Consider the following 26,548-nt stretch of genomic DNA (forward strand, 5'->3'; position numbering starts at 1 on the left):
CGCATGGATCCGGACGGGCCGCACCCGTCCCCTCAGGTTCTCGAACCGCTGGCACAGCGCCTCGTCGACGCGTCCTCGGCACCGCCGTTTCTCCACGAGCTGTCCCCGGCGGTCGGCCGTCAGGCCCTGAGGGAGTCCCAGGTGCACCGGATCGAGGATTTCGCGGTGGACGCCGTCTTCCAGGTGGCACCCGTGGGGCCGACGGGCCTGGTGGGGTTCTGGCTCTTCAGACCCGCCGGAACGCGCGGACCGCTCCCCGCCGTGCTCTACGCCCACGGCGGCCGGTGGATGCTGGGAGACGCGCAGACCCACGCACGGCTGATCAGCGACCTCGTGGTCGGGGCGGGTGTGGCCGCGGTCGTGCCCGAGTACAGCCGCACCCCCGAGGCCCGCTACCCCGTGGCCGTCGAGGAGTGCTACGCGCTGCTGGCCTGGCTGGCGCGTCATGCCGCCGAACTCGATCTGGAACAGGACCGGTTGGCGGTCGCCGGGGACTGTGCGGGCGCCACCCTGGCCATCGCGCTCACCCTGCTGGCGAAGTCGCGCGGCGGCCCGCGCATCCACGCCCAGCTGCTCTACTACCCGATCACCGACGCACGTTGCGCCAGCGCCTCCCAACGGCAGTTCGCCGAGGGCTATCTGCTCACCCGGCAGGCCCTGCGCGCCTATTGGCACCAGTACAGCGACGACCCCCGGCGGCTGGCCGAGCCGACCGCCTCCCCGCTGCGGGCCGACCGGGCTCAGCTGGCGGGGCTGCCGCCGGCGTTGGTCATCACGGCGGAGGCGGACGTGACACGCGACGAGGCGGAGCAGTACGCGCGGCGGCTGCGCGGGGCGGGCGTCGAGGTGACCGCGGTCCGCTATCTCGGCACCGTCCACGACTTCGTCTCCCTCACCGCCCTGCGCGACAGCCCCTCGACCCGGGCCGCCGTGCGGCAGGGCGCCGCCTTCCTGCGCGCCCGGCTCGGTCGCGCCAACCAGTCGACCGACTGATGCGTGCGGCGACCGGCCCCAGGCAGGCTGACGGTTATGTCAGCCTTCTACGATTCCTTCACGGAAGACGACTGCGCGACCACGGAAGACGACTGCGCGACGCGTCGACGCGGCCAGGTGTTCTGCACCCGTTCGGTGCCGCCCCGCGAGAGCCTGGAGTTCTGGCACGACGCCGTGCTCGCCACGCTGGTGGGGATGGACATCCGCACGGAGAGCGGGACGTACGACGCCACGATGCGCACGGACCGCCTGGGCGAACTCCGGATCACGACGGTCGACTGCGACCCCGGAGAGGTGCATCGGGACGCGCGCAACGTCGCCCGCGGGGACGGCACGCAGGTGTTCGTCGCCGTGCAGGCCAGCGGCACCGCCCAGGTCGAGCAGGACGGCCGGGCCACGGAACTGCGGCCCGGGGACCTCGCGTTCTTCGAGACCGTACGTCCGTACCGCACCCGTTTCCCGCAGCGGTTCCAGCTGAAGATCTTCGCCGTGCCCCGCGGTCTCCTCGGGCAGTCGGAGGCGGCCCTCGGACGGCTCACGGCACGGGCCCTCCGCCCGCAGGGCGGGCTCGCCGCACTGTTGTCGCCGTTCATGTCACGGCTGGCGGACACCTCGGAGACCTACTCCGGGCCGGTGGCCGACCGGATCGCCGGGAGCGTCGTCGCCCTGCTGGCCACGGCCGCCGCGCAGCAACTGGACGGGGAGCCGGCCGCTCTGCCGGGGGCCGAGCGGGTGTTGCTGCTGCGCGTCCAGCGGTTCATCCGCTGGAATCTGGCGGATCCCGGCCTGAGCCCCGCGGTCATCGCCCGGGCGCACGGGATCTCGGTGCGCTATCTGCACCGGCTGTTCGAGCAGGAGGGCACGACGGTCGGCCACTGGATCCGCCGGCTCCGGCTCCAGGAGTGCCGCAGGGAACTGACCGACACCGCGGGCCTGGGCGGTGTCGCCCGCCGCTGGGGCTTCAGCGGCACCGCGCACTTCGGACGGGCGTTCCGCCGGGAGTACGGCACCTCCCCCACCGACTGGCTGCTGGGCGAACGTGACCGCCGCCGCTGCCTGGAGGCGTCTTGAAGGAGCGTGATCGTCGACGGCAGTCGTTCTCCGCCGCGTACGGCGATGTCGGGCTGGTCACCGGGGCGGACCCGGCGTCCTGGCGGGGTGCCCCGCGCCTGCTCCATCTGGGCATGCTCCAGGTCGCGACGGAGGAATGCGACGCCGGGGAGATCGTACGGACCGCGCGCGACGTGACGGCGGACGGCCGGACCCACCTGTGCGCCCGCCTCCAGCTCCGGGGCAGCGCGCTGGTGTCCCAGGACGGCCGCCGCACGCGACTGCGCCCGGGGCGCCTGGCCTTCTACGACGCCGGCCGGCCGTTCAGGGTGGTGCTGCCGGAGGCACAGCGGGCGCGCATCCTCATGGTCCCGCGCCCTCTGCTCAGACTGGGCGAGACGGAGATCCGGCGGATCACCGCGAAGGCGGTCGGCGACCCGCCCGACAGCCCGGCCGCGCTGCTGCTTCCGTTGCTGGACGGACTGGTGCGGGAGCTCGAATCGGTCGCGACGGCCGCCCGCGAGGAGCTCACACGCGCCGTCGTGGACCTCCTCGCGGCCTTGGCCACCGATCAGTCGACCAGCCCCGAGCCAATGACTGCCGAGCCAGTGACTGCGGGGTTGGGCGGTGCGGGGTGCGTCCGTGCGGGGCATGTCGGTTCGGCGCATGTCGGTACAGGGCACGTCGGCGCGGGGCAGGCCGCGATGCTGGACCGCATCAAGGCCACCATCGAAACCCGCCTGGGCGAGCCCGAGCTCTCCCCAGGGCTCCTCGCCGCGGAGCACGGCATCTCCCTGCGCTATCTGCACAAGCTCTTCCAGCAGCGGGGCACCACGGTCGGCGGCTGGATCCGGCGACGCCGACTGGAAGCGTGCCGGGCCGAACTCGCCCGCCCGTCGGCGGCCGGCCGCCCCATCGCCGTCGTGGCCGGCCGCTGGGGTTTCGTCAGCCCCGCCCACTTCAGCCACGCCTTCCGCAAGGCCTACGGGGTCTCCCCGGCGCGGTACCGGGAGCAGCGGCAGGGCGGCTGACGGGCCGCGGCGGGCCGGGTGCGGGCAGGTCACGGCAATCCTGGAGCAGGTGCGCCCCGCGTCGGCAGGAAGCTCGACGGCCCGTGTGCCGCCCGGTGCCTCCCCCGCGGTCCTGTGCTCCCACCTGCTGTGCCCTGCCGGACCGGCACCGGCTCTCACCTGCTGTGCACTGCCGGACCGGCACCGGTGCACTGGTGAGCAATCGCCCCCGGCTCCGCGGTTCTAGCGTCCTCACCGAGGCGCCCGCACAGCGCAACCCAAGATCGAGGAGAACCCCATGTCCGACGCCGTCGAGCCGGTCCAGCCGGTGCTGGAGCCCGCAGCCCAGGCCTTCGCCGAGGCGACCGCCAACCCGCCCTACCTCTTCGACCTGGGCCCGGCCGAGGGCCGCAAGGCGGTCGACGAGGTGCAGTCCGGCGACATCGCCAAGCCCGCCGTCGACGAGGAATGGATCACCGTCGACGGCGGCCCCACCGGCAGTGTCCGGGCCCGCATCGTCAAGCCCGCCGGCGCCACCGGCACCCTCCCGGTCATCCTCTACCTCCACGGCGCCGGCTGGGTGTTCGGCAACGCCCACACCCACGACCGCCTGGTCCGCGAACTCGCCACCGGCGCCGAAGCCGCCGTCGTCTTCCCCGAGTACGACCTCTCGCCCGAGGCCCGCTACCCCGTCGCCATCGAGCAGAACTACACCGTCGCCCGCTGGATCGTCACCGACGGCGCGACCAGGAACCTCGACGCCGACCGCATCGCCGTGGCCGGCGACTCCGTCGGCGGCAACATGAGCGCCGCCCTCACCCTGATGGCCAAGCAGCGCGGGGACGTCCCCCTCGTCCAGCAGGTGCTGTTCTACCCGGTCACCGACGCGAGCTTCGACACCGCCTCCTACCACCAGTTCGCCACCGGCTACTTCCTCCGCCGGGACGCCATGCAGTGGTTCTGGGACCAGTACACGACCGACGCGGCCGAACGCGCCCAGATCACCGCCTCCCCGCTGCGCGCCACCACCGCACAGCTCACCGGCCTGCCCCCGGCCCTGATCATCACCGGCGAGGCCGACGTCCTGCGCGACGAGGGCGAGGCCTACGCCAACAAGCTCCGCCAGGCCGGCGTCCCCGTCACCGCCGTGCGCTACCAGGGCATCATCCACGACTTCGTCATGCTCAACGCCCTGCGCGAGACGCACGCCGCCGACGCCGCCATCGACCAGGCCGTCACCACCCTGCGCGCCGCGCTGCACGGCTGACCGGGAAGGAGCACCGCACATGTCCACCACTCCCACCGTCCTCCTCGTGCACGGCGCCTTCGCGGACGCCGGCAGCTGGGCCGGGGTGATCGAGGAACTCCAGGGCCACGGCATCCCTGTGATCGCGCCGCCCAACCCGCTGCGCGGCCTGGCGTCCGACTCCGCCTACATCGCCTCCCTGGCGTCCCAGATCGACGGCCCGGTCGTCCTCGTCGGCCACTCCTACGGCGGTGCGCTCATCACCGTGGCCGGTGTCACGGAGAACGTGGTCGGTCTGGTCTACGTGGCGGCCTACGTCCTCGAAGAGGGCGAGAGCCTGGGCGAGTTGCAGGGCCGTTTCCCGCTCTCCCCGCTCGTCGGCAGCCTCAAGCAGTGGACGTATCCGGTTCCGGGTGGTGACCCGGCGGTCGAGGTCACCATCGCCGAGGACGCCTTCCCGTCGGTGTTCGCCGCCGACGTGCCCGCGGACGTCACCAAGGTGCTCGCGGCGGCCCAACGCCCCCTGGCCGCCTCGGCGTTCGAGGAGACGGCGCCGGTGGCCGCGTGGCAGTCCAAGCCGTCCTGGGCGCTCGTCGCCGGCGCGGACGAGGCGATCAACCCCGAGGTCGAGCGCTTCGGCGCCGAGCGGGCCGGGGCCACGATCGTCGAACTGGACGGCGCCTCGCACGCGGTGGCGGTCTCGCGGCCCAAGGAGGTCGCCGACCTCATCCGTGCGGCGGTCCGCGCGACGAGCTGACACGGCGAAGGAGCGGCGCGGCCGGACATCCGTACGGTGTCCGGCCGCGCCGCCTCCGTCGGGAGCCCGAGCCGGCTGCACCGCACACGGTTCCGGGAGCCCGGGCCGGCTGCACCGCGCACGGTTCCGGGAGCCCGGGCCGGCTGCACCGTGCACGGATCTTGACGCCAGGAGGACGCCGAGATTAGCGTTCCGGCGTTTCCACTCTATTGAATCGTTTCAATACCTCTCCTGGGGCGAAAAATGCACAAGCCCGTTCCGCAGCGTGGCGGGATTTCCCGGCGTACCGTGCTGGCCGCTTCCCTGGCCGCGGGTGCGGCCTCGGCGCTCACCGCGACCGGCATCACGAGCGCCGGTGCCGCTCCCCTGACCGGCCCGCAGCAACTGTCCGGCACCTGGTTCGCCTCCGCTCCGCGCGCCGTGCGCCCCAAGTTCCGCTGGTGGTGGCCGGACGGCCTCGTCGACCCGGCGGAGATCGCCCGCGAGATCGACCAGATCGCCGACGCCGGCTTCGGCGGGGCCGAGATCGCCGCCGTCCACCACAGCATCAAGGACAAGTCCGTCCTCGACACCGCGCACCACGGCTGGGGCAGCACCCCCTGGCGCGAAGGAGTCGAGGCCGCTCTGCGGCAGGCCGCCCGCCGGGGCCTGACCGTCGACCTCACCCTCGGCCCCAGCTGGCCCGTCGCCGTCCCCGGCGTCACCCCCGACGACGAGGCGGCCGCACAGGAACTCGCTTACGGCCGCGCCTCCGTGGCCGCCGGCACCACCTATCAGGGGCCGGTCCCCGAACCGGTGCGCCCGGCCGCGAGCGGCGTCACCTCGCGCACCCTGCTCGCCGTCCAGGCGGCCCGCGTCGAGCCCGCCAACGCGACCCGCAAGGAAACCGGCCTCGACCTCGCAGGCGTCCAGGACCTCACCGGCACCGTCGAGGACGGCGCCCTGACCTGGACGGCGCCCGCCGAGGGCGACTGGGTGCTGATCTCCTACTGGCAGCGCAGCACCGCCCAACAGCCCGAGTCCGGCCCGCACTCCGCGCCCGCCGCCTACGTCGTCGACCACTTCAGCCCCGCGGGCACCGCCGCCGTCACCGGCTTCTGGGAGCGCTCCGTCCTGACGGGCACGGTCCGCAGGCTCCTCAAGGCGGCGGGCGGCGCGTTCTTCGAGGACTCCATCGAGCTGGAGACCGACTCCCTGGTGTGGACCTCGGCACTGCCCGAGGCCTTCGAGCAGCGCACCGGCCGCCCGCTGCTGCCGTATCTGCCGGCCCTGGTCCTGGACAAGAGCAACCAGGTCTTCGCCTTCGAGGCACAGCTCACCCGGCAGATCCGCCACGACTTCTGGGAGACCGTCTCCCAGCTGTTCAACACCCACCACGTCACCGCCCTCAGGGACTGGGCGCACTCCCTCGGCATGCGACTGCGGTCGCAGCCCTACGGCCTCCAGACCGACGCCATCGCCTCGGCCGCGCTCCTCGACATCCCCGAGGGCGAGTCGCTGGGCTTCAAGAACCTCGACGACTACCGGTGTCTCGCGGGCGGCCGGGACATGGCCGGGCACACGGTCCTGTCCTGCGAGTCGGGCGCCTACAACGGCTCGGCGTACAGCACGACCTGGGACCGGTTCCTGCGGACCATGGGCGGCGCCTACGCGGCCGGTGTCAACCAGACGGTCGTGCACGGCTTCTCCTATGCGACCGCCCCGGGTGTCAGCTGGCCGGGCTTCGCCGCGTTCAGCCCGTACAACGGCGCTGCCGGTTACGGCGAGTCATGGGGGCCGAGACAGCCCACCTGGCGGCACGCCGAGGACATCGCGGGCTACCTCGGGCGGGTCCACCAGGTTCTGCAGACCGGCACCCCGCAGATCGACGTCGCCGTCTTCCGGCAGACCGGCTACACGGCGACCGGCATCGGCGCCTCCTGGTTCACCTCGACCGGCGTCCCGCTCGGCTGGACCCACCAGTTCCTCAGCGGCCCCCTGCTCGACCTGCCCGCAGCCCGGGTCGCGGACGGCCGTCTGGCCCCCGACGGGCCCGCCTACAAGGCCCTGTTCGTGGAAGGTGACTTCTTCTACTCCTCTGCTCCCACCCTGGCCCTCGCCGACGCGCGCAAGCTGCTCGACCTGGCCCGGGCCGGGCTGCCCATGGTCCTGCTCGGCGCCTTCGACCAGGCGCTGACCCCGGGTGTGCCCGGCCAGGACGAGACGGTACGGCTGCGCGAGGTCCTCGCCACGCTCCTCGCCCTGCCCCACGCCAGGGCCGTCACCGACAAGGCCGCGGTCGGCGACGCCCTCACCGCTCTCGGCGTCACCCCGGACGCCCGGTACGCCACCTCGTCCACGCTCCTCAACTTCCACCGCGTCACCGGCGACACCGACCTGTACTACCTCTGCAACGGCAAGCACGCCGAGACGGTCAAGCCGCCCGTCGCCGCCGTCGACCACGACATCACCCTGCGCCCGACCAGGCGCGGCACGACCGTCCCGTACCGGCTTGACCCCTGGACGGGAGAGGTGACCCGCATCGGCCGTTACACCGAGGACGACAACGGCATCACCCTGCGCGTCAGCCTCGAACCCGGACAGGCCACGGTCATCGCCCTCGGCCGCCCGGGGCTGTTCGGGGACCGCAACGGCGCCCGGCAGCACGCCGTGGCCGCCGACGCCGACAGCGTGCTGTTCACCGACCGCGGGCTGGCCGTCCGCGCCGCGGCCGCCGGTACCTACACCACCCGCCTCTCCGGAGGCCGTACGGTCACCACCGCGCTGCCCGCGGTGCCGGCCCCGGTGACGCTGGACCGGTGGCGGCTCGACGTCGAGGACTGGTACCCCGGCTCCGCGCCGACCGACACCGAGGTCGTCCGGCGCACGCTCAGCCTCGACGCGCTGCTGCCGTGGTCGCAGATCCCCGAGCTCGCCGACTCCGCCGGCCTCGGCCGCTACCGCGCCACTGTGACCCTGCCCGCCGACTGGTCCTCGGCCCACGGCGCGGTCCTGGAACTGGGCGTGGTCAGCGACACGTTCCGGGTGACGGTCAACGGCGTGCGGCTGGCCCCCGCCGACCGGCTCCACCCGGTCGTGGACCTGGGCGGGCGGGTGCGGCCCGGCACCAATGTGATCGAGGTGGAGGTGGCCACGCCCCTCATCAACCGTCTCCGGGTCAGCCGGCCGACCGTCTTCGGCACGGCCGCCCGCCAGGCGTACGGCCTTTCCGGGCCCGTCCGTCTGGTGCCGTACGCCCAGGATCTGGTGGACTGACGACGAGCCGGCGGGGCAGCACCCCGGGTTCTTCGCCGGCTCGGTGACCGGAAGAACGGGAAGAACGGGAAGAACGGGAAGAACGGGAAGAACACCAGGAGGCGTCCGCCATGTCGCTCGTCCGTGTCCACAACTTCTCCGTCTCGCTCGACGGCTTCGCCACCGGCGAGGGGCTGAGCCTCGACGCGCCCTTCGGCCACGCGGGTGAACGGCTGCACGAGTGGATGTTCGCCACCCGCTGGTGGCAGGAGACGAGCGGCGGCTCCGGCGGCGGCAGCGGGCTGGACGACGTCTTCGTGCGGCGGTTCACGCCGGACATCGGCGCCGAGATCATGGGCGCCGGGAAGTTCGGACCCCCCGGGTGGCACAAGGACCCGGAGTGGAAGGGCTGGTGGGGCCCGAACCCGCCCTTCCACACACCGGCCTTCGTCCTCACCCACCACCTGCGGGAGTCGATCGAGATGGAGGGCGGCACGACGTTCCACTTCCTCGACACCTCGCCCGCGAAGGCGCTGGAGGCCGCCCGCGAGGCCGCGGGCGGCCTGGACGTACGCATCGGCGGCGGCCCCTCCACCATCCGCGCCTTCCTCGCCGAGGGCCTGATCGACCACCTGCACGTCGTGGTCGTCCCGATCGTCCTCGGTCGCGGTGTACGCCTCTGGGACGGGTTGGAAGGCCTGGAGAAGGACTACGCCGCGGAGGCCGTCTCCTCGCCCAGCAGGGTCACTCATCTGACGCTCACGCGCCGGGTGTCGTGAGCCGGCTCCGCCGGGCGCCCCGGCGGAGCCGTTCCGTCCGCGTCAGCTGCCGAGCGCGGCCAGCACCACGGCCTTGGCCTCCTCCTGGACCTGGCGCAGATGATCGGGGCCGAGGAAGGACTCCCCGTAGATCTTGTAGACGTCCTCGGTGCCCGAAGGGCGGGCTGCGAACCAGGCGTTGGCGGTGCCGACCTTGATGCCGCCGAGGGCGGCGCCGTTGCCGGGGGCCTCGGTGAGGACCGTGGTGACCGGCTCGCCGGCGAGGGTGTCGGCGGTGACCTGGCGCGGGGACAACTTCGCGAGCAGGGCCTTCTCCTCGCGGGAGGCCGGGGCGTCGACGCGGGCGTAGGCGGGGGCGCCGAAGCGGTCGGTGAGCCCGGCGTAGTGCTGCGAGGGGGTCTTGCCGGTGACCGCGGTGATCTCGGAGGCGAGCAGGGCGAGCAGGATGCCGTCCTTGTCGGTGGTCCACACCGAGCCGTCGCGGCGCAGGAAGGAGGCGCCGGCCGACTCCTCGCCGCCGAAACCGAGGGTGCCGTCGGACAGACCGTCCACGAACCACTTGAATCCGACGGGGACTTCGACCAGCGGGCGGCCGACGTCCGCCGCGACCCGGTCGATCATGCCGGACGACACGAGGGTCTTGCCGATCCCGGCGCCGGCCGGCCACTGCTGCCGGTGCGAGAACAGGTAGGAGATCGCCACGGCGAGGTAGTGGTTGGGGTTCATCAGGCCCCCGTCGGGGGTGACGATGCCGTGCCGGTCGGCGTCGGCGTCGTTGCCGGTGGCGATGTCGAAGCGGTCGCGCTGCTCGATGAGCGAGGCCATGGCGTACGGGGAGGAGCAGTCCATGCGGATCTTGCCGTCCCAGTCCAGGGTCATGAACCGCCAGGTGGGGTCGGCGAGCGGGTTCACCACGGTGAGGTCGAGGCCGTGCTGCTCGGCGATGCGGCCCCAGTAGGCGACCGAGGCGCCGCCCAGCGGATCGGCGCCGATACGGACACCGGCCGACCGGATCGCGTCCAGGTCCAGGACGCTCGGCAGGTCGGCCACGTAGGCGCCGAGGAAGTCGTGACGACCGGTGCCGGGGGCGGCCAGGGCGCGGGCGTACGGGATGCGTCGTACGTCCTTCAGGCCGCCCGTGATGATCTCGTTGGCGCGGTCCTGGATCCAGGTGGTCGCCTCGGAGCCGGCCGGGCCGCCGCTCGGCGGGTTGTACTTGAAGCCGCCGTCGGCGGGCGGGTTGTGCGAGGGGGTGACCACCACGCCGTCGGCGAGGCCGGAGGCGCGGCCGCGGTTGTGGGTGAGGATGGCGTGGGACACCGCCGGGGTGGGGGTGTAACCGTCGGTCTGGTCGATGAGGACGGTCACGTCGTTGGCGGCGAACACCTCCAGGGCCGTGATCCGGGCGGGCTCGGACAGGGCGTGGGTGTCGGCGCCGAGGAAGAGCGGGCCGTCGGTGCCCTGGGCGGCGCGGTACTCGCAGATGGCCTGGCTGGTGGCGGCGATGTGGTCCTCGTTGAACGCCGCCGCGAGCGCCGAGCCGCGGTGTCCGGAGGTGCCGAACGCCACGCGTTGCCCGGGCTCGGCCGGGTCGGGGTGCAGGGCGTAGTACGCCGTGACCAGACGGGCCACGTCGATGAGGTCCTCGGGCCCGGCGGCCTGTCCCGCTCGCGCGTCCTGCATTTCCCCGCTCCTCCGCAAGAGTCGACCAGTGCGTACGGCCCTCATTCTCTCCTGTCCGGGGCGGGGGGACGCTCATCGGGCGGCCGTTGTGGCACGCGGGCGGTGGATGCGACGATGCAGGTCGGCGAGGGAAGGGGAGCATCGACGTGCCGCACGAGGATCAACGGCCGCCTGCCGCAGTCCTGTTCGACGCGCTGGGCGCCGACTACGAGAAGGCGTTCGCCCACGCGCCCGCACATCTGGCGGCGCTGGAGTGGCTGAGCGAGCGGCTGCCGCCGGAGGCGCGCGTCCTGGACGTGGGCAGCGGCACCGGACGTCCCACCGCGGCCGCGCTGGTCGGGGCGGGGCACTCGGTGCTGGGGGTGGACGTCTCCCCCGTCATGGTCGAACTCGCCGCCCGTCAGGTGCCCGAGGCCGAGTTCCGGCACGCCGACATCCGTGAACTCCCGCTGGAGCCGGAGTCGTTCGACGGGGTGTGCGTGTTCTTCTCACTGCTGCAGATGACCCGGGCCGAGCAGTCGGCGCTGCTGCGGCGGCTGGCCCGGGCCCTCCGGCCCGGGGGGCATCTGGTGCTGGCCACGGTGCCCGCGGACGTGGAGGACATGGAGGTCGTCTTCATGGGCCGCCCGGTCCGCGCGACGAGCTTCGCCGAGGACGACGCCGTCGCCGTGGTGGAGGAGGCGGGCCTGACGGTGCTGTCCCGACACCGGTCCACCTTCACCCCGAACCATCCGGAGGCCGGCCCCGAACCCCACCTCTTCCTGCACTGCCGCCGGGAGCGGACGCAGCGCTGACACGCCCGAGCGGGATCAGGTCCCCGGACCTGGTACCTGTCGTACATCGCGTACCCGAAACCCCGGTGCCACGGAGACAAGGGCGAGAAGAACGCGGCCTTCCGTCCGGCCGACACCCCGCCGGACGTCTTCTCGCCCGGCGGCGCCACACACTAGAAGCGGGTCACCGGCCGGGAGGGGGATTTCCTCTACGTGCCCGTCGGCGGCCTGCACGCCCTCAAGAACGTGACCGACGAGCCGATGTCCATGCTCATGCTGTTCTCCCCCGGCGCCCAGCGCGAGGAGTACTTCGAGCAAGTCGCGGAGATGACCCGGCGCGGCAGCCGGGAGGAGCTCAAGGAGTTCCGCATCCGGCACGTGATCAGGGGGTGGGGGCCGTGAATTCCACCCACATCGGATAGTGGTCGGAGATGTGGAAGGACAGCTCGTTCAGGGTGTGTTCGCCCTGGAGCTGCGGCACGAAGTCGACCTGACCGCCGGCGCCGGCCTCCAGGGTCAGCACGGGCCGGTTCTGCCCGCCCTGGGTGAACCAGGCGATCTGGTCGTAGAAGTGCCCGGCGCCGGGGTCGTCGAAGATGGTGCGGGGCAGACCGGCCAGCTGCGGGGCGGGGACGAGGCCGGTGGAGGTGAAGGCCTCGAACAGCGGGTCGCCGACCCGGTCGATGTTGAAGTCGCCCAGCGCGATGAGGTTGTGGTCCCAGCCGAACTCGCGCTCCGCCCAGTCCGCCAGCCACCGGGCGATCGCGCGCAGTTCGGGCACCCGGTCGGCGGGCGGACCGCCGAACCGGACGTGCAGGGTGACGAGGATGAAGGTCTGTTCCCGCCACAGGAAGCTGACCGCGTAGGGGGTGCGGGCGAACTGCCGGTCCAGTTCCCCCCTCCCCAGGTCCGCCCCCTGTTCGAGAGGGACGACGAGTTCGCAGGCCAGACCGGACGGCTTGACGCGCCGGGTGTCGAAGAGGAACGCCAGTCGTTCGGGGTTGGCGTCCTCGCCCCTGGTGACGTCGGTGAGGATGAACGCCCAGTGCTCGCCGAGCAGTTTCATCAGGTGGCGCAGGGCCCGCAGATCCCCGCGCACCTCCTGTACGGCCACCACGTCGAAGCGGCGCAGCACGGCGGCGATCATGTGCAGGTCGGTGAAGTTCCGTTTCGGAGACGCGCCCTGCGGGGTCGTCCAGTCCTTGGTGAGGCCGCCGAACACCCGGAGGTTCCACGTCGCGATCCGCAGCCGCGTTCCTCCGGGCCTGCCGGGCAGCATCGCGTCGAGGGCCTCCTCCCAGCGGGCGACACGGTCGGACACGCGCTGGGGCGGCGCCAGCACATCAGCTTCTCTCGGCATGACAGGGCCTCCTCCGCTGCGGACGGACACGTCGAGCGTCGAAGAGGCGGGCGGGCCGGGGCAAGAGCCCATTGCGGTGACGCCAGGGCTCCGAGGTCGCGGGGCGAGTCGACCGGTGGAGCGTTCAGAGCACGCGCAGGACTCCGACGACCTTGCCGAGGATCTGGGCCTGGTCGCCGGGGATCGGCTCGTAGGCGGGGTTGCGGGGCATCAGCCAGACCCGTCCGTCCTGGCGGCGGAGCACCTTGACGGTGGCCTCGTCCTCCAGGAGCGCGGCGACGATGTCTCCGTGGTCGGCGCTGTCCTGGCGTCTGACGGTGACGATGTCGCCGTCGCAGATCGCCGCCTCGATCATCGAGTCGCCGGACACCGTCAGGGCGAACAGGTCTCCCTCACCGACGACTTGCCGGGGCAGGGAGTACACGTCCTCGACCATCTCGGCGGCGAGCAGCGGGGCACCGGCGGCGATCCGGCCGACGAGGGGCACCTCGACGGGTGCCGTGCTGCGGTGCCCCAGGTCGGGGGCCCAGGAGGGGCGGACCTGGTAGGCGCGGGGGGTGTGCGGGTCGCGGTAGAGGACGCCCTTGCGTTCCAGCACCATCAGCTGGTGGGCGACCGAGGACGTGCTGGCGAGTTCCACGGCCTGGCCGATCTCCCGCATCGACGGCGGGTAGCCCTGCCGCGCGACCGTCTCGGTGATGTAGCGGACGATGGCCGCCTGGCGGCTCGTCAGCTCTCCTTCGGCGACCCGGGGCCCCGGGGGACGGCCCCGGCGGGCGGGCGCGGTGTTCTCCATCCGGGGCACCTCCGTGCAAGATCCTTACGCAATGTGACCATAACCCACACTCCCCTCCAATTGGAACACTGTTTCGATCGAGAGGGCCAGACCTCCTCCCCGAGGGCGACGGGACCTGGCGGTAGCGCGGGTGTGACGTCTCCCAGGTCGCCGGGGTGCCGGTCCTTCGCCCCGGGACCAAGGACGGTGGGCAAGCGGCGTGCGGGTGCGCACCATGGGCGCCGTGACCTCTCACCCTTTCGATGTGGACGCGTTCCTGGACCGGCCGTTGACCGCCCGCCTGGCCACGAACGGACCCACCGTGCGGCCCCTGTGGTTCCTGTGGGAGGAAGGCGCCTTCTGGGTGCTCACAGGCCCGTGGACGCGGCTGTTCGGTCGGGTCGAGGTCGACCCGCACGTCTCGCTCGTGGTGGACGAGTGCGATCTCGTCACCGGCCGGGTCCGGCAAGTGGTCGCCCGGGGAGCGGCCGAGCTCGTGCCGTTCGACGTACCGCGTGGCCGCCGCAAGCTCACCCGTTGCCTCGGCGCGGACGAGACACGGTGGGACGACCGGTTCGTGCGTTATCTGTACGACGACCCCGGTGAACGGGGGACCGTGTGGTTGCGCCTGACGCCCCGTTCGCTCCGTGCCCGCGACCTGAGCTGCTCCGTACCGGCACTCGGGGACTGACCACGGCACCGCGGCCGGGCAAAGGACTGCGGTCCGCCGATCTTTGCGTGGACAATGGCAGCGACCACCCCACACCTGGGACCTCATCCATCGCCCGGAGCGTCATGAACACGGCCTCAGCGACGAACCGCCCCGAGTCGAGCGGCTTCGACGGGCGGGCGCGGGCGCTTGCCAGGCTCGCCCTGCTCTGTCTCGCGGGCGCCGTCGCGTCCGTGGCGGCCGGTGCGAGCCAGCTGCTGATCCTGCTGGCGGGCCTGTGCGGGCTGGGGCTGGCCGGCGCGGGCATCTGGTGGGGCTTGGCTCACCGGGGGCTGGCGCGGCTGTGCGGTGCCCTGCTGGCCGTGGCCGCGCCGGTGGGCGTCCTCGTCCTGTACGCCGTGTCGGGCCTGTGGCTGTTCGCGGTGGCGGCGCTGGGAGCGTGGACCGCGGCGCTGGCCTGCGCCAGGAGCGCGCTGCGGCGGCGCCGCAGGCCGCACGGCATGCGCTCGCGGTCCGTACGGCCGCCCGACCGCCCCGTGCTGATCATGAATCCGCGGTCCGGTGGCGGGAAGGTCGGCCGGCACTCCCTGGTGGAGCGGGCCGAGGCACTCGGTGCCCGGGTGATCCTGCTCGACCTGGACACCCGGCCCGATCCGGCGGCGCTGGCCCGGCAGGCCGTCGCCGAGGGCGCGGATCTTCTCGGCGTGGCCGGCGGCGACGGCACGCAGGCGTTGGTCGCGGCGGTGGCCGCCGCCCACGACGTGCCGTTCATGGTCCTGGCCGCCGGGACCCGCAACCACTTCGCCATGGACCTGGGGCTGGACCGCACCGACCCGGCGACCGGCCTGGACGCCCTGACCGACGGCGTGGAACTCCGGGTCGACCTCGGCGACGTCGCCGGGCGGCCGTTCGTCAACACGGTCTCCTTCGGGGCGTACGCCGAGATCGTGCAGAGCCCCGACTACCGCGACGCCAAAGCCGTCACCGCGCTCGACCAGCTGCCGGACCTGCTGGCCGGGGAGGGCGCCGCGAAGCTCCAGGCCCGGGCCGACGGCGAGCCGCTGCCGGTGCCGCAGGCGCTCCTGGTGAGCAACAACCCCTACGTCCTCGCCGACCCGCTGGGCGCGGGGCGCCGGTCCCGTCTCGACTCGGGCCGGCTGGGCGTGCTCGCGGTCCGGATCGAGGGTGCCGCCCAGGCGGCCGAACTGGCGTTCCGGGGCGAACGCGCCAGTGGCATCACCTCGCTGACCGCCCGTCGGGTGACCGTCGAAGCCGAAGCGGACCGGATTCCGGTGGCCGTGGACGGCGAGGCGCTCACCCTGCCGCCGCCGGTGGTGTGCGCGGTGCGGCCCGGCGCGCTGCGCGTGCGGGTGCCCCGGCAGCGTCCGGGCGCGCCCTACACGGCCCCCTCCGTGGACTGGCGGCACATTGTCCGCCTCGCCCTCGACCGTCCCTCCCCCACCACCAGCACACCGCAGGAGCACAGCGATGCCTGACCGCCCGCAGCGTGACCACGACGCCTCCCGAGCGCTGTTGCACGATCTCGCCGCCCTCGACCAGGCGCTGTACGAGGCCGTGACGGTCACGCACACGCCGACCCTGGACCACGCCCTGCGCCGGCTGTCCGCGGCGGCCGACCACTCCAAGATCTCGTTCGCGGTCGCGGGCCTGCTCGCCCTGTGGCCCGGCCGGCCCCGGCGCGCCGCGGTCCTGGGCGTCGCGGCCATCGGCCTCGCCTCGACGACGGCGAACCTGCTGGGCAAGCGGCTGGTACGGCGCCCGCGTCCGCACCGGGCCGAGGACTCGCCGTTTCCCGGGCGGCACGTGCCCATGCCGAAGTCCGCGTCGTTCCCCTCCGGCCACACCGCGTCAGCCGTCGCCTTCGCCGCCGCGGTGGGCCCGGCGCTCCCCGCCGCCACGCTGCCGCTCGGGCTGCTCGCCTGCGCGGTGGGCTACTCCCGGGTCCACACCGGCGTGCACTACCCCGGTGATGTCATCGCGGGCGCCGTCCTGGGCACCGGTGCGGCGGCCGCCGTGCTGGCCGCCACCGGATGGGACGGCCCCCACCGCAACCGGCTTCCCTGATGCCCCCAGCCCCCCAGCCCCACCGCAACCCGCTTCCCCGATGCACGCCGACCCCCAGCACACCCGGCTTCCCCCATGCCGTGCCCGTCGGCCTCCGCGCGGGATCAGCCCGGGCCCGGGGTTGCTTTCCCCGGTGCCGTCACGACGCCCGTCGCCGCCGCCCTCAGCAGGCCGCGGAAGGTGGGGCACTCCATGTGGCTCGGCGCGGGGCAGGCGGCGGCGTGTCGCAAGGAGTCGCGCAAGACGGCCAGTTCCCGCATCCGCTCCTCCAGTTCCTCCGCCTTGGCCGCGAGCATCCCGCGGTCGATGTCCGGCCGCCCGTCCGGCGCGAACACGCGCGCGATCTCGTCGAGCGAGAAGCCCGCGGTGCGGCCCAGTGCGATCAGCGCGAGGCGTTCGAGCACGCCGGGGTCGTACTGCCGGCGCAGGCCGCGGCGGCCGACGGGGGTGATCAGCCCCTTCTCCTCGTAGTACCGCAGGGTCGAGGCGGGGACGCCCGCGCGTCGCGCCACCTCGCCGATGTCCAGGACCGTCATCTTCTTGACCTCAAGTCGGCTTGAAGTAGCACGCTGTCATTCCGAACCCGACGATGGCAAGCAGGCACAGGAGACGCTCATGGAGTTCAAGCACCCGACCGAGGACGACCAGGCGGCCCGCTGGGCCCGCGCCGGCCACATCTGGGTGGAGAAGCAGGAGTTGCTGGACGGCCTGCTCAGGCCGCTGGAGGAGGTGCTCGTCGAGGGGATGCCCGCCGACACCGGGGGCCGGGTGCTCGATGTCGGCTGCGGCACCGGGAGCACCACGGTGGCCGTCGCCCGGCGACTCGGTCCGGGCGGGCGGTGCGTCGGCGTCGACATCTCCGCACCGATGATCGCCGCCGCCCGGGAACGCGCGGAGCGGGCGGGCGTGGCGGCGTCGTTCGTCGTGGCCGACGCGGCGGACCATCCCTTCGAACCGGCGAGCTTCGACGCCGTCGTGTCGCGCCTCGGTGTGATGTTCTTCGATGACCCGGTCCACGCCTTCACCCAGTTGCGGAGCGCGGCCGGGGACGGGGCCCCGCTGCGGTTCGTCGCCTGGCGCGGCGCCGCGGAGAACCCCTTCATGACGACGGCCGAACGGGCCGCCGCCCCGCTGCTGCCGCAGCTTCCGGCCCGGCGGCCGGACGGACCGGGCCAGTTCGCCTTCGCGGACCCGGACAAGGTCCGCGGCATCCTGGCACGGAGCGGCTGGGGCGAGATCGGCATCCGGCCGGCCGAACTGCCCTGCACCCTGCCGACAAGCGAACTGGAGGGCTACATCACCCGCCTCGGGCCCCTCGGCATGGTCCTCCCGGACGTGGACGAGGAGACCCGGCCGAAGGTGGTGGACGCGGTCCGCGCCGCCTTCGAACCGTTCGTGCACGGCCCCGAGGTCCGTTTCACGGCGGCCTGCTGGGTGGTGGAGGCCCGGGCCGCGGCATCGCGGTAGCCCAGGCCACCGGCCGTTCTTCCGCGGCGCGGCAGTGGGGCGGTTCGCTGCGGGCCGGGACGTACCATTCCCGGGGCCGAGCCGACCGGTCCCCGCACGTGACGAAAGGCCCCGCACGATGACGACCAGCGATGTCACCGCGCTCGACGACCCGGTGGGGTCGTCGCTGCGCGGTCCCCACGCGCACCTCGGCCGGCGACTCGGCCGGGCCGCGAGCTACGTGCCGGGGGTGGCGACCTTCTCCGCGGTGCCCGCCGACGCGGAGGCCGCGGACTGGGCGGATCTGGCCCAGTTGCTCGGGGGCGGCCAGTTCGCGGATCTGTTCAGCTGCACCGCCACCCCGCCAGACGACTGGGAGCCGGTGTTCGTCCTGGAGGGCCGGCAGCTGATCCGGCCCGCCGACAGCTCGGTGGAGCAGGTTGCCGCCGTCGGCGAGGCCGAGGTGGTGGAGCTGGGCGCCGCCGATGTGCCCGAGATGCTCGACCTCGTCACACGGGCCGAACCGGGGCCGTTCTGGCCGCGCACCCATGAACTCGGCACCTATCTCGGCATCCGCGACGGCGGGCGGCTGGTGGCCATGGCGGGTGAACGGCTGCGGCCGCCGGGCTGGACCGAGATCAGTGCCGTCTGCACCGCGCCCGAGGCTCGGGGGCGCGGCCACGCCCGGCGCCTGGTCGGCTCGCTCGCCGACCGCATCACCTCGCGCGGCGAGCGCCCCTTCCTGCACGTGGCCGAGGGCAACTCCGGTGCGCTCGCGCTCTACGAGCGGCTCGGCTTCGAGAGCCGGAAGCAGGTGACCTTCCGCGGTTTCCGTACCCCCTGATGTCCCCGAGGGGGCAGCAGGGGGTACAGGTACGGCCGGTCACCTGGTGTCGCTGTTCCCGGCCCGGTCCGCCACGGCCGCCCGGCCCGCCTCCAGCCGGGCCGCGGGGATGCGGAACGGCGAGCAGGAGACGTAGTCCAGACCGGCCCGGTGGAAGAAGTGGATCGAGTCCGGGTCGCCGCCGTGCTCGCCGCACACGCCCGTCTCCAGGCGGGGGTTGACGGCACGGCCGGCCTGTGCGGCCAGTTCCACCAGGCGGCCGACGCCCTCCTGGTCGATCGTCTCGAACGGCGAGGTCGTGAACACGCCCTTGTCCAGGTAGAGCGGGAAGAACGAGGCCTCGGCGTCGTCGCGGGACAGGCCCCAGGTCGTCTGGGTGAGGTCGTTGGTGCCGAAGGAGAAGAAGTCGGCCGCCTCGGCGATGTGTCCGGCGGTGAGGGCGGCGCGCGGGAGTTCGATCATCGTGCCGATGGGCAGGTCGAGCGGGGTGCCGGTCTCCGCCGCGACCTCGGCGAGGACCCGCTCCGTCTCGGCCCTGGCCAGGCGCAGTTCCTCGACCGTGGCGACGAGCGGGATCATGATCTCGGCGCGCGGGTCACCGCCGTCGCGCAGCCGCCGGATCACGGCCTCCGCCACCGCCCGCACCTGCATGGCCATCAGGCCGGGCACGGCGAGTCCCAGGCGGACGCCGCGCAGGCCCAGCATCGGGTTCTGCTCGTGCATACGCTCCACGGCGTGCAGCAGGGCCCGCTCGTGCGGGTCGGGGTGCGCGCGGGAGGCGAGGCGGACGGCGAGTTCGGTGCGGTCGGGCAGGAACTCGTGCAGCGGCGGGTCGAGCAGCCGGATCGTCACCGGCAGGCCGTCCATCGCCTCGAGGATGCCGGTGAAGTCCGCGCGCTGCAGCGGCAGCAGGTCGGCCAGCGCCTTCTCCCGTGCCGTGTCGTCGCGGGCCAGGATCATCGCCTCGACCAGACTGCGGCGTTCCCCGAGGAACATGTGCTCGGTGCGGCACAGGCCGATGCCCTGGGCCCCGAGGGCGCGGGCGCGGACGGCGTCCTGCGGGGTGTCGGCGTTGGCCCGCACCTCCAGGCGGCGTACGGAGTCGGCGTGCGCGAGGGCGCCCAGCACGGCCCGCGTCAGCGACCCGGTGGCGGTGCCGCTCTCCAGGGCGCGGCCGACCTCGGACGCGGTGAGCCGCAGCGCGCCCTTGTGGACGGTGCCCGCGGTGCCGTCGACGGAGACGATGTCGCCCTCGGCCACGACGATGCCCTCGGCGGTGGTGAACCGGCGGGCCACCGGGTCGACGGCGAGGCCGTCCGCACCGCAGACGCAGACCTTGCCCATGCCGCGGGCCACGACGGCCGCGTGGCTGGTCTTGCCGCCCCGGCTGGTCAGGACCGCCTCCGCGGCGATCATGCCGGGCAGGTCGTCGGGGGTGGTCTCGCGGCGGACCAGGACCGTCTTCTCGCCGGCGGCGGCCCGTCGTACGGCCTCGGCGGAGTCGAAGACCACGGCGCCGACCGCCGCCCCCGGTGAGGCAGGCACGCCGTGCGCGATGGGCACGTCGGCCGCGGTGGTGGCAAAGCGGGGGAACATCAGCCGGGTCAGTTCGGTGCCGTCGACACGGACCAGGGCCTCGTCGGCGGTGATGGTGCCGTCCTCGCTCAGGTCGTGGGCGATACGGAAGGCGGCCTCGGCGGTGCGCTTGCCGACACGGGTCTGCAGGATCCACAGCTTGCCGCGCTCGATGGTGAACTCGATGTCGCACAGGTCGCGGTAATGCTCCTCCAACGTGCGCAGGTGGTCGCCGAGTTCGACGTAGGCGCGCGGGTCGATCGACTTCAGCGCGCTGAGCGGCAGGGCGTCGCGGACACCCGCGACGACGTCCTCGCCCTGGGCGTCGGGCAGGTAGTCGCCGTACATGCCGCTGCGGCCGGTGGCCGGGTCACGGGTGAAGGTGACGCCGGTGCCGGAGTCGGGGCCGAGGTTGCCGAAGACCATCGCCTGGACGTTGACGGCGGTGCCGAGGTCCTCGGGGATGTGTTCGCGCCGGCGGTAGACGCGGGCGCGTTCGCCGTTCCAGGAGTCGAAGACCGCGCGGATGGCACGGGTGAGCTGGTCGGCGGGGTCCTGCGGGAAGTCCTCGCCCGTCTCCCGGCGGATGACGTCCTTGAACTCCTCGGTGAGCGCGGCGAGTTCGCCGGTGTCCAGGTCGTGGTCGTCCGTCGTGCCGCGCCGGGCCTTGTGGGCGGCGAGAGCCTGCTCGAACAGGTCGCCGTCCACGCCCATCACGGTGCGGCCGAACATCTGGATGAGCCTGCGGTAGGAGTCCCAGGCGAACCTCTCCTGCCCCGACGCCTTGGCGAGCCCGGTGACGGACTGGTCGTTGAGGCCGATGTCGAGGATGGTCTCCATCATGCCGGGCATGGAGAAGCGGGCGCCCGAGCGCACGGACACCAGCAGCGGGTCCTCGGGGGCCCCCAGAGTGCGGCCCATCGCGCGTTCCAGGGCGGCGAGGGCGGCGGCCGTCTCGAAGCCGAACTCGGGCGGCTCCTCGCCGGTGGCCAGGTAGACCTTGCAGGCCTCGGTGGTCACCGTGAATCCGGGCGGGACGGGCAGCCCGAGGCGGGTCATCTCGGCGAGCCCGGCTCCCTTGCCGCCGAGCAGGTCGGCCAGCTCCCGGCTGCCCTCGGCGAATGCGTAGACATACTTGACCGGCGCGTTCATCGTGGCCTCTCAGTCGTGGGGTACGACGGCCACGGGGCAGCCGACGTGATGGATGGCGGCGTGGGCGACGGGGCCGGTGCGCGGTCCCGTCGGGCGGTCGGTGGCGCGGCGGCCCACGACCAGCAGGCTCGCGCCGGACGCGGCGCGGACCAGCACGGACTGGGCGCGCCCCTCGGTGACGGTCTCGGCGACCTCGATCTCTGGGTACTTCTCGCGCCACACCTGGAGGACGGCGGTCATGAAGCCGAGCCATTCGTCCGCGCGCTGCGGCTCCTGCACCAGGCCGATGTCGCCGGGTCCGAGCGCGATCGCGGACGGCTGCTGCCAGGCGTGCACCACGCGCAGCCGGGCGGAGCGCAGCCGGGCGGCCTCGAAGGCGAACTCGATGACCTCGTCGCAGGGGTCGCCGAGGTCGAGGGCGAGGACGACGTCCCGGTAGGGGGTGCGGGTGGACTCGTGGCCGTCGGCGGCCGGGACGTGCTCGTCCGTCGCGGTCTCCTCCGCGCGGACCAGGACGACGGGCCGGGTTGCCCTGGCGACCACGCCGAGGGCGACGGAGCCGACCACGAACCCGGTGAAGCCGCTCAGGCCGCGCGAGCCCAGCACCAGCAGGTCGGCCCGGTCGGCGGCGCGCAGCAGGGCGGCGGTCGCGGGCCCCTCTACCTGTTCGTCCTCGACGCGGACGCCGGGGCAGGCCCGCTGGACGCGTTCCTCGGCCTGACGCAGGCAGCGCCGGCCCAGGTGCCGTGCGGCAGCCGTGGCGGTTTCGCCGTTCTGGCGGGGATGCCAGCTCCAGGCGTGCAGCAGTTTCAGCGGCCGGTCCCGTCGTACCGCCTCCCGGGCGGCCCATTCGGCTGCGGCGAGGCTCTCGGCGGACCCGTCGACTGCGGCGATGACGGGCAGAAGCATGACGCGCACCTCCCTGCGGTCGTCGGCTGCTCCACCTCAGCGTCGTCCTGCGGGCTACCGGCAGGTATGGGCCCCAGGGGCCCGTTCCGGGTCCGTTCGGCCCCCTGTGCGGGACCCGGCCGGGCGGTCAGGGTGAAGGTCGTAGTCCGGAAAGGCGGCACACCATGGGCCGAATGATCATCGCCGGCGTCGACCGGTCCGCCCGCAGCAGGGCGGCGGCCGACTGGGCCGCGCGTGAGGCGCTGCTGCGCGGTCTGCCGCTGCGTGTGGTGCATGTGACCGCGCCGGACGACCCGGCCGCCGCCGAGCGGCCGTACCGTCCCGAGGCGGTGGCGGACCGGGTGCTCGCCGAACTCGTCCGGCGCCACCCGCGGTTGACGGGCGATGCCGACACCGTCGCGGGTACGCCCGTGGCCGCCCTGCGGGCGCTCGCCGAGGACGCCGAATTGCTGGTGCTCGGTCTGCGCGGCGAGGGCGGCCACGCCGGTGTCGCCGTCGGGTCGACCGCCGCGGCGCTGGCCGTGGCCTGCCCGGGCCCGCTCGTGCTGGTGCCCGGCGCCCTCGCCGGCGAGGAGCCGACGGGCCCGGCCGACGGGGTCGCCCTGGGGATCGACGCCCGGCACCCGGCCGGTGCCGCGGTCGACCTCGCCTTCGAGGCGGCCCGGCTGCGCGGTGCGCGGCTGCACGCCGTGCACGCCTGGACGCTGCCGGCGCGGGCGGCGCGCACTCCCTTCCCGGTCCTGGAGGAGGACCGGGCGACCTGGGAGGACCAGGAGGTGCAGACGCTGTCCGACGCGCTGCGGCCGTGGCGCGGCACGTACCCGCACGTCGACGTGCTGGAGGACGTGGTGCTGTTCACCCCCGCCGAGGCGCTCGCCCACACGGCCCTCAACTCCGGCCTGGTGGTGACCGGCCGCCGGTCGGGCGGCACGGTGCTGGCCCTGCTGGAGCACGTGCGCTGCCCGGTCGCCGTCGTACCGGCGTGAGCCGTCCCGGTCGGCCCTCGCGACGGGGCCCTTCGGCCCCTGTGAGCCGGGGCGCCCGCACCGCACCGTGAGAGACATGCAGAGGCGTGGTCGGATCGCCGTCATCGGCGTCGGGAACGAGTTCCGGCGCGACGACGGCGTGGGCTGGGCCGTGCTGGCCCGGCTGCGCGAGCGGTCGCTGCCGCCGGGCACCGACCTGGCCACCTGCGACGGCGACCCCGGCCGGCTGATCGGCCTGTGGGAGGGCGCCCGGCTCGCGATCGTGGTCGACGCCGCCCACGCCCACCCCGGCACCCCGGGCCGGGTCCACCGCCTGGAGCTCGACGCCGGGCTCCTCGACCGGCCGCCCACCACCAGCTCGCACGGCCTGGGCCTCGGCGAGGCCGTCGAACTCGCCCGCGTCCTGGGCCTGTTGCCGGAGCACCTGGTCGTCTACGCCGTGGAGGGCACCGACAGCGCCCTGGGCACCGGCCTGTCCCCCGCCGTCGCGGACGCCGTCGAGCCCCTCGTGGCGGCCGTCGCGGACGAGATCGCGCGGGGCGCGGATGCACCGGCGAGGGGGCCGGCATGACCGTGCGCCGCTTCCAGGTGGAGGGGATCGTGCAGGGCGTCGGCTTCCGTCCGTTCGTCTACCGCACGGCGGCCGAGCTGGGCCTGGACGGCTGGGTGGCCAACGTCAACGGTCATGTGGAGGGCGAGGTCGCCGGGCCGCGCCGGGCCGTCGAGGAGTTCGCCGTCCGGCTGCGCACCGACGCCCCGGCCCTGGCCAGGGTGCGGCGCGTCCGGCTCACCGACAGCCCCGGCAGACCGTCGTACCGGGAGGGCTTCCGGGTACGGCACAGCGCGCCCCGCGCCACCGACACGACACCGCGCGAGATCCCGCCGGACGCGGCGACCTGCGCCGCCTGCCTGGCCGAACTGCGCGACCCGCACGACCGGCGGCACCGCTACCCGTTCATCAACTGCACGGACTGCGGCCCGCGCGCCACCATCATCGAGGACCTGCCCTACGACCGGGTCCGCACGACCATGCGCCGCTTCCCGATGTGTCCGGCCTGCGCGGCCGAGTACACCGACCCCGGCGACCGGCGCTTCCACGCCGAACCCGTCGCCTGCCCTGTGTGCGGACCCCGGCTGGCCTGGGGAGAGCTGCGCGGCGAGGACGCGCTGCGGGCCGCGGTGAAGACGGTCGACGAGGGCGGAATCGTCGCCGTCAAGGGGCTCGGCGGCTACCAACTGGTGTGCGACGCGGGCGACTCGGCGGCGGTGGCGGAGCTGCGGCGGCGCAAGCGCCGTCCGGCGAAACCGTTCGCGGTGATGGTCGGCGGCCTCGACGCGGTGGCCTCACTGGCCCGGTGCGGCGCGAGTGAGCGCACGGCCCTGACCTCACCGGAGCGGCCCGTGGTGCTGCTCGCCCGGCGCCGGTGGCGCGGGACGGTGCCGCCGCTGGCCCGCGAGGTGCACCCGGGGCTTAACCAGGTCGGCCTGTTCCTGCCCACGACCGGCCTGCACCACCTGCTGCTCGACGGGCTCTCCCGGCCGCTGGTCGTCACCAGCGGCAATCTCACCGACGAGCCGATCGCCGTCGACGACACGGAGGCGGCCCGGACGCTGGCCTCGGTCGCGGACGGGTTCCTCACCCACGACCGGCCGATCCGCTCCCGCTACGACGACTCCGTGGTGCAGTTCACCGGCCGGACCCGGATCACGGTGCGCCGGGCGCGCGGGCTGGCCCCCGCCCCGCTGCGGCTGGCCGTGCGGGAGCCGGTGGCGGGCGTGGGCGCCCAGCTGAAGCACACGGTCACCCTGGCCGCCGACGGCCGCGCCCACCTCGGGCCGCACACCGGGGATCTGGCCGACCTGGCGACCTACGACGCGTTCGTGGCGACGTACGAGCATCTCAAGCGGCTCACCGGCATCGAACCGCGCGTCCTGGCGCACGATCCGCACCCCGGCTACCTGTCCACCCAGTGGGCCGAGGCGCAGTCGCTGCGCCGCATGCCCGTCCAGCACCACCACGCGCACGTGGCCGCGTGCGCGGCCGAGCACGGGGTGCGGGGGCCGTTCCTCGGCGTCGCCTACGACGGTCTCGGGCTCGGTGACGACGGCACCCTGTGGGGCGGGGAGATCCTCGTCGCCGATCTGAGCGGCTACCGCCGCGTGGGCCGGTTCGCGACCGCGCCCCTGCCCGGCGGCGACGCGGCGGTACGCCACCCCTCCCGCACCGCGCTCGGCCATCTGCTGGGCGGCGAGACCCTGGGATTCCCGCGCCCGTACCCGTGGCTCACCCGGCCGTTCACGGACCGGCTCGACCCGGCCGAGGTCGCCGCCGTGAGCGCGATGATCGCACGGGACGTCAACTGCCCGCGGGCCTCCAGCGCGGGCCGCCTCTTCGACACGGTGGCCTCGCTGCTGGGGCTGTGCGACCGGGTGAGCTACGAGGGCGAGGCGGCCGTGCGGCTCGAAGCGGCGGCGGGCGGCACGTGTGCCGTGCCGCTCGCCCATCGCGTCGTCCGGGAGTCCGGTCTGTGGGTGTACGACCCCGCGCCGACCCTGGCCGACCTGCTGCGCAGACGGCTCGACGGGGAGCCGGTGGAACTGCTGGCCGCGGCCTTCCACGCGACGCTCGCGACCGTCACCGGGGAGCTCGTGGCGCGGGCCGTGGCGCAGGGCGCGCCCCGCACGGTCTGCCTGGGCGGCGGCTGCTTCGTCAACCGGCGGCTGCTCACCGAGGTCGAACGCCGACTGCGCGCGCAGGGACTGCGGGTGCTGGTCGGGGGTCAGGTCCCGGTCGGGGACGGTGGCATCAGCTACGGCCAGGCGGCGGTCGCCGCCGCACGGCTGGCCGGGGAGAGGTGAGCGCGCATGTGCCTGGGCATTCCGGGCCGGGTGGTGGAGGTCCACGACGACGCGGGCCTGCGGATGGCGACGGTCGACTTCGGCGGGATACGGCGCGAGGCGTGCCTGAGCTGCACGCCCGAGGCCGAGGCCGGCTCGTACGTCATCGTGCACGTCGGCTTCGCCATCACCCTCGTCGACGAGACGGAGGCCCGGCGGACGCTGGAGGTGCTGCGGGCGATGGCCGGGGCGGTCGAGCAGGAGCTGGGCGAGCCGTTGCCGTGAGGCGGGCGGGACCCGGTCGGCCCGTCAAGGGGGCCGGTCAGCCCCTGTCGCCGGACCGCCGTCCGGTCCGAACCTGACAGTGGACGAGCACGTGGGGC

At 73.8% G+C, this 26,548-nt stretch carries 23 protein-coding genes and 1 pseudogene; 18 read left to right on the forward strand and 6 right to left on the reverse strand.

Going from position 1 to position 26,548, the window contains the following annotated elements:
• Positions 1 to 3 precede the first annotated feature (3 nt).
• From DI272_RS02840 to DI272_RS02870, 7 genes are all read left to right on the forward strand, one after another.
• Positions 4 to 993 carry an alpha/beta hydrolase gene (locus tag DI272_RS02840; protein ID WP_109493538.1) on the forward strand — a complete coding sequence of 330 codons (990 nt, stop codon included), beginning with the start codon at positions 4 to 6 and terminating at the stop codon, positions 991 to 993.
• 36 nt (positions 994 to 1,029) lie between these two features.
• The gene (locus DI272_RS02845; RefSeq protein WP_109493539.1) at positions 1,030 to 2,064 is read left to right on the forward strand and encodes a helix-turn-helix domain-containing protein; all 1,035 of its coding nucleotides are present in this window, start codon (positions 1,030 to 1,032) and stop codon (positions 2,062 to 2,064) included.
• The gene (locus DI272_RS02850; RefSeq protein ID WP_258314446.1) at positions 2,061 to 3,074 is read left to right on the forward strand and encodes a helix-turn-helix domain-containing protein; all 1,014 of its coding nucleotides are present in this window, start codon (positions 2,061 to 2,063) and stop codon (positions 3,072 to 3,074) included. The genes DI272_RS02845 and DI272_RS02850 overlap by 4 nt, the downstream gene beginning before the upstream one ends.
• A 277-nt stretch (positions 3,075 to 3,351) precedes the next feature.
• Entirely contained in the window at positions 3,352 to 4,320 is a 969-nt protein-coding gene (locus DI272_RS02855) for an alpha/beta hydrolase (protein WP_109493541.1), read from the forward strand.
• 19 nt (positions 4,321 to 4,339) lie between these two features.
• Positions 4,340 to 5,056, forward strand: coding sequence for an alpha/beta fold hydrolase (locus DI272_RS02860; protein WP_109493542.1), 717 nt, complete (start codon positions 4,340 to 4,342; stop codon positions 5,054 to 5,056).
• A gap of 243 nt (positions 5,057 to 5,299) precedes the next feature.
• On the forward strand, positions 5,300 to 8,311 hold the full coding sequence (locus DI272_RS02865; protein WP_109493543.1) for a glycosyl hydrolase: 3,012 nt from the start codon (positions 5,300 to 5,302) through the stop codon (positions 8,309 to 8,311).
• Between the two features lie 110 nt (positions 8,312 to 8,421).
• Positions 8,422 to 9,069, forward strand: a complete 648-nt coding sequence (locus DI272_RS02870) for a dihydrofolate reductase family protein (RefSeq protein WP_109493544.1) — start codon at positions 8,422 to 8,424, stop codon at positions 9,067 to 9,069.
• 42 nt (positions 9,070 to 9,111) lie between these two features.
• Here the strand turns inward: DI272_RS02870 and pgm are convergent, their stop codons facing one another.
• Complete coding sequence (pgm, locus tag DI272_RS02875) at positions 9,112 to 10,752, reverse strand: phosphoglucomutase (alpha-D-glucose-1,6-bisphosphate-dependent) (RefSeq protein ID WP_109493545.1); 1,641 nt, start codon at positions 10,750 to 10,752, stop codon at positions 9,112 to 9,114.
• A 146-nt stretch (positions 10,753 to 10,898) separates the two neighbouring features.
• On the opposite strand from pgm, the gene DI272_RS02880 reads away from it, so the two are divergent.
• Together DI272_RS02880 and DI272_RS02885 are read left to right on the forward strand one after the other, a co-directional pair.
• Entirely contained in the window at positions 10,899 to 11,546 is a 648-nt protein-coding gene (locus DI272_RS02880; protein WP_109493546.1) for a class I SAM-dependent methyltransferase, read from the forward strand.
• A gap of 36 nt (positions 11,547 to 11,582) precedes the next feature.
• Positions 11,583 to 11,927, forward strand: a pseudogene (locus tag DI272_RS02885) (hypothetical protein).
• Here DI272_RS02885 and DI272_RS02890 read toward each other — a convergent pair.
• Together DI272_RS02890 and lexA are read right to left on the reverse strand one after the other, a co-directional pair.
• Positions 11,908 to 12,885: an endonuclease/exonuclease/phosphatase family protein gene (locus DI272_RS02890; protein ID WP_109493547.1), complete on the reverse strand. Its 978-nt coding sequence runs from the start codon at positions 12,883 to 12,885 to the stop codon at positions 11,908 to 11,910. The pseudogene DI272_RS02885 and the gene DI272_RS02890 overlap by 20 nt on opposite strands.
• A 124-nt stretch (positions 12,886 to 13,009) precedes the next feature.
• Positions 13,010 to 13,681: a transcriptional repressor LexA gene (gene lexA, locus DI272_RS02895; protein ID WP_109493548.1), complete on the reverse strand. Its 672-nt coding sequence runs from the start codon at positions 13,679 to 13,681 to the stop codon at positions 13,010 to 13,012.
• A gap of 214 nt (positions 13,682 to 13,895) precedes the next feature.
• Between lexA and DI272_RS02900 the strand changes: the two genes are divergently transcribed.
• From DI272_RS02900 to DI272_RS02910, 3 genes are all read left to right on the forward strand, one after another.
• Positions 13,896 to 14,351 (forward strand): pyridoxamine 5'-phosphate oxidase family protein, encoded by a 456-nt coding sequence (locus tag DI272_RS02900; protein WP_109500653.1) that lies wholly within the window; start codon positions 13,896 to 13,898, stop codon positions 14,349 to 14,351.
• 104 nt (positions 14,352 to 14,455) lie between these two features.
• Positions 14,456 to 15,826 carry a diacylglycerol kinase family protein gene (locus DI272_RS02905; RefSeq protein WP_109493549.1) on the forward strand — a complete coding sequence of 457 codons (1,371 nt, stop codon included), beginning with the start codon at positions 14,456 to 14,458 and terminating at the stop codon, positions 15,824 to 15,826.
• Positions 15,819 to 16,415 carry a phosphatase PAP2 family protein gene (locus tag DI272_RS02910; protein WP_109493550.1) on the forward strand — a complete coding sequence of 199 codons (597 nt, stop codon included), beginning with the start codon at positions 15,819 to 15,821 and terminating at the stop codon, positions 16,413 to 16,415. The genes DI272_RS02905 and DI272_RS02910 overlap by 8 nt, the downstream gene beginning before the upstream one ends.
• Positions 16,416 to 16,519: 104 nt before the next feature.
• Here DI272_RS02910 and DI272_RS02915 read toward each other — a convergent pair whose 3' ends face one another.
• Positions 16,520 to 16,951 carry a helix-turn-helix domain-containing protein gene (locus DI272_RS02915; RefSeq protein ID WP_109493551.1) on the reverse strand — a complete coding sequence of 144 codons (432 nt, stop codon included), beginning with the start codon at positions 16,949 to 16,951 and terminating at the stop codon, positions 16,520 to 16,522.
• A 79-nt stretch (positions 16,952 to 17,030) separates the two neighbouring features.
• On the opposite strand from DI272_RS02915, the gene DI272_RS02920 reads away from it, so the two are divergent.
• Both DI272_RS02920 and DI272_RS02925 read left to right on the forward strand, forming a co-directional pair.
• Positions 17,031 to 17,882, forward strand: coding sequence for a class I SAM-dependent methyltransferase (locus DI272_RS02920; RefSeq protein ID WP_109493552.1), 852 nt, complete (start codon positions 17,031 to 17,033; stop codon positions 17,880 to 17,882).
• Between the two features lie 118 nt (positions 17,883 to 18,000).
• Positions 18,001 to 18,705, forward strand: coding sequence for a GNAT family N-acetyltransferase (locus tag DI272_RS02925; RefSeq protein ID WP_109493553.1), 705 nt, complete (start codon positions 18,001 to 18,003; stop codon positions 18,703 to 18,705).
• A 39-nt stretch (positions 18,706 to 18,744) separates the two neighbouring features.
• Here DI272_RS02925 and ppdK read toward each other — a convergent pair whose 3' ends face one another.
• Positions 18,745 to 21,432 carry a pyruvate, phosphate dikinase gene (gene ppdK / locus DI272_RS02930; RefSeq protein WP_109493554.1) on the reverse strand — a complete coding sequence of 896 codons (2,688 nt, stop codon included), beginning with the start codon at positions 21,430 to 21,432 and terminating at the stop codon, positions 18,745 to 18,747.
• A gap of 9 nt (positions 21,433 to 21,441) precedes the next feature.
• Positions 21,442 to 22,341, reverse strand: a complete 900-nt coding sequence (locus DI272_RS02935) for a universal stress protein (RefSeq protein WP_109493555.1) — start codon at positions 22,339 to 22,341, stop codon at positions 21,442 to 21,444.
• A gap of 164 nt (positions 22,342 to 22,505) precedes the next feature.
• On the opposite strand from DI272_RS02935, the gene DI272_RS02940 reads away from it, so the two are divergent.
• The 4 genes from DI272_RS02940 (at position 22,506) to DI272_RS02955 (ending at position 26,450) form a co-directional block, all read left to right on the forward strand.
• On the forward strand, positions 22,506 to 23,327 hold the full coding sequence (locus tag DI272_RS02940; protein ID WP_109493556.1) for a universal stress protein: 822 nt from the start codon (positions 22,506 to 22,508) through the stop codon (positions 23,325 to 23,327).
• 76 nt (positions 23,328 to 23,403) lie between these two features.
• Complete coding sequence (locus DI272_RS02945) at positions 23,404 to 23,898, forward strand: hydrogenase maturation protease (RefSeq protein ID WP_109493557.1); 495 nt, start codon at positions 23,404 to 23,406, stop codon at positions 23,896 to 23,898.
• Complete coding sequence (hypF, locus tag DI272_RS02950) at positions 23,895 to 26,186, forward strand: carbamoyltransferase HypF (RefSeq protein WP_109493558.1); 2,292 nt, start codon at positions 23,895 to 23,897, stop codon at positions 26,184 to 26,186. Before DI272_RS02945 ends, hypF begins: the two co-directional genes overlap by 4 nt.
• Before the next feature lie 6 nt (positions 26,187 to 26,192).
• Complete coding sequence (locus DI272_RS02955) at positions 26,193 to 26,450, forward strand: HypC/HybG/HupF family hydrogenase formation chaperone (RefSeq protein ID WP_109493559.1); 258 nt, start codon at positions 26,193 to 26,195, stop codon at positions 26,448 to 26,450.
• Positions 26,451 to 26,548 lie beyond the last annotated feature (98 nt).

The organism is Streptomyces sp. Act143 (assembly GCF_003143935.1).
GTDB lineage: Bacteria > Actinomycetota > Actinomycetes > Streptomycetales > Streptomycetaceae > Streptomyces.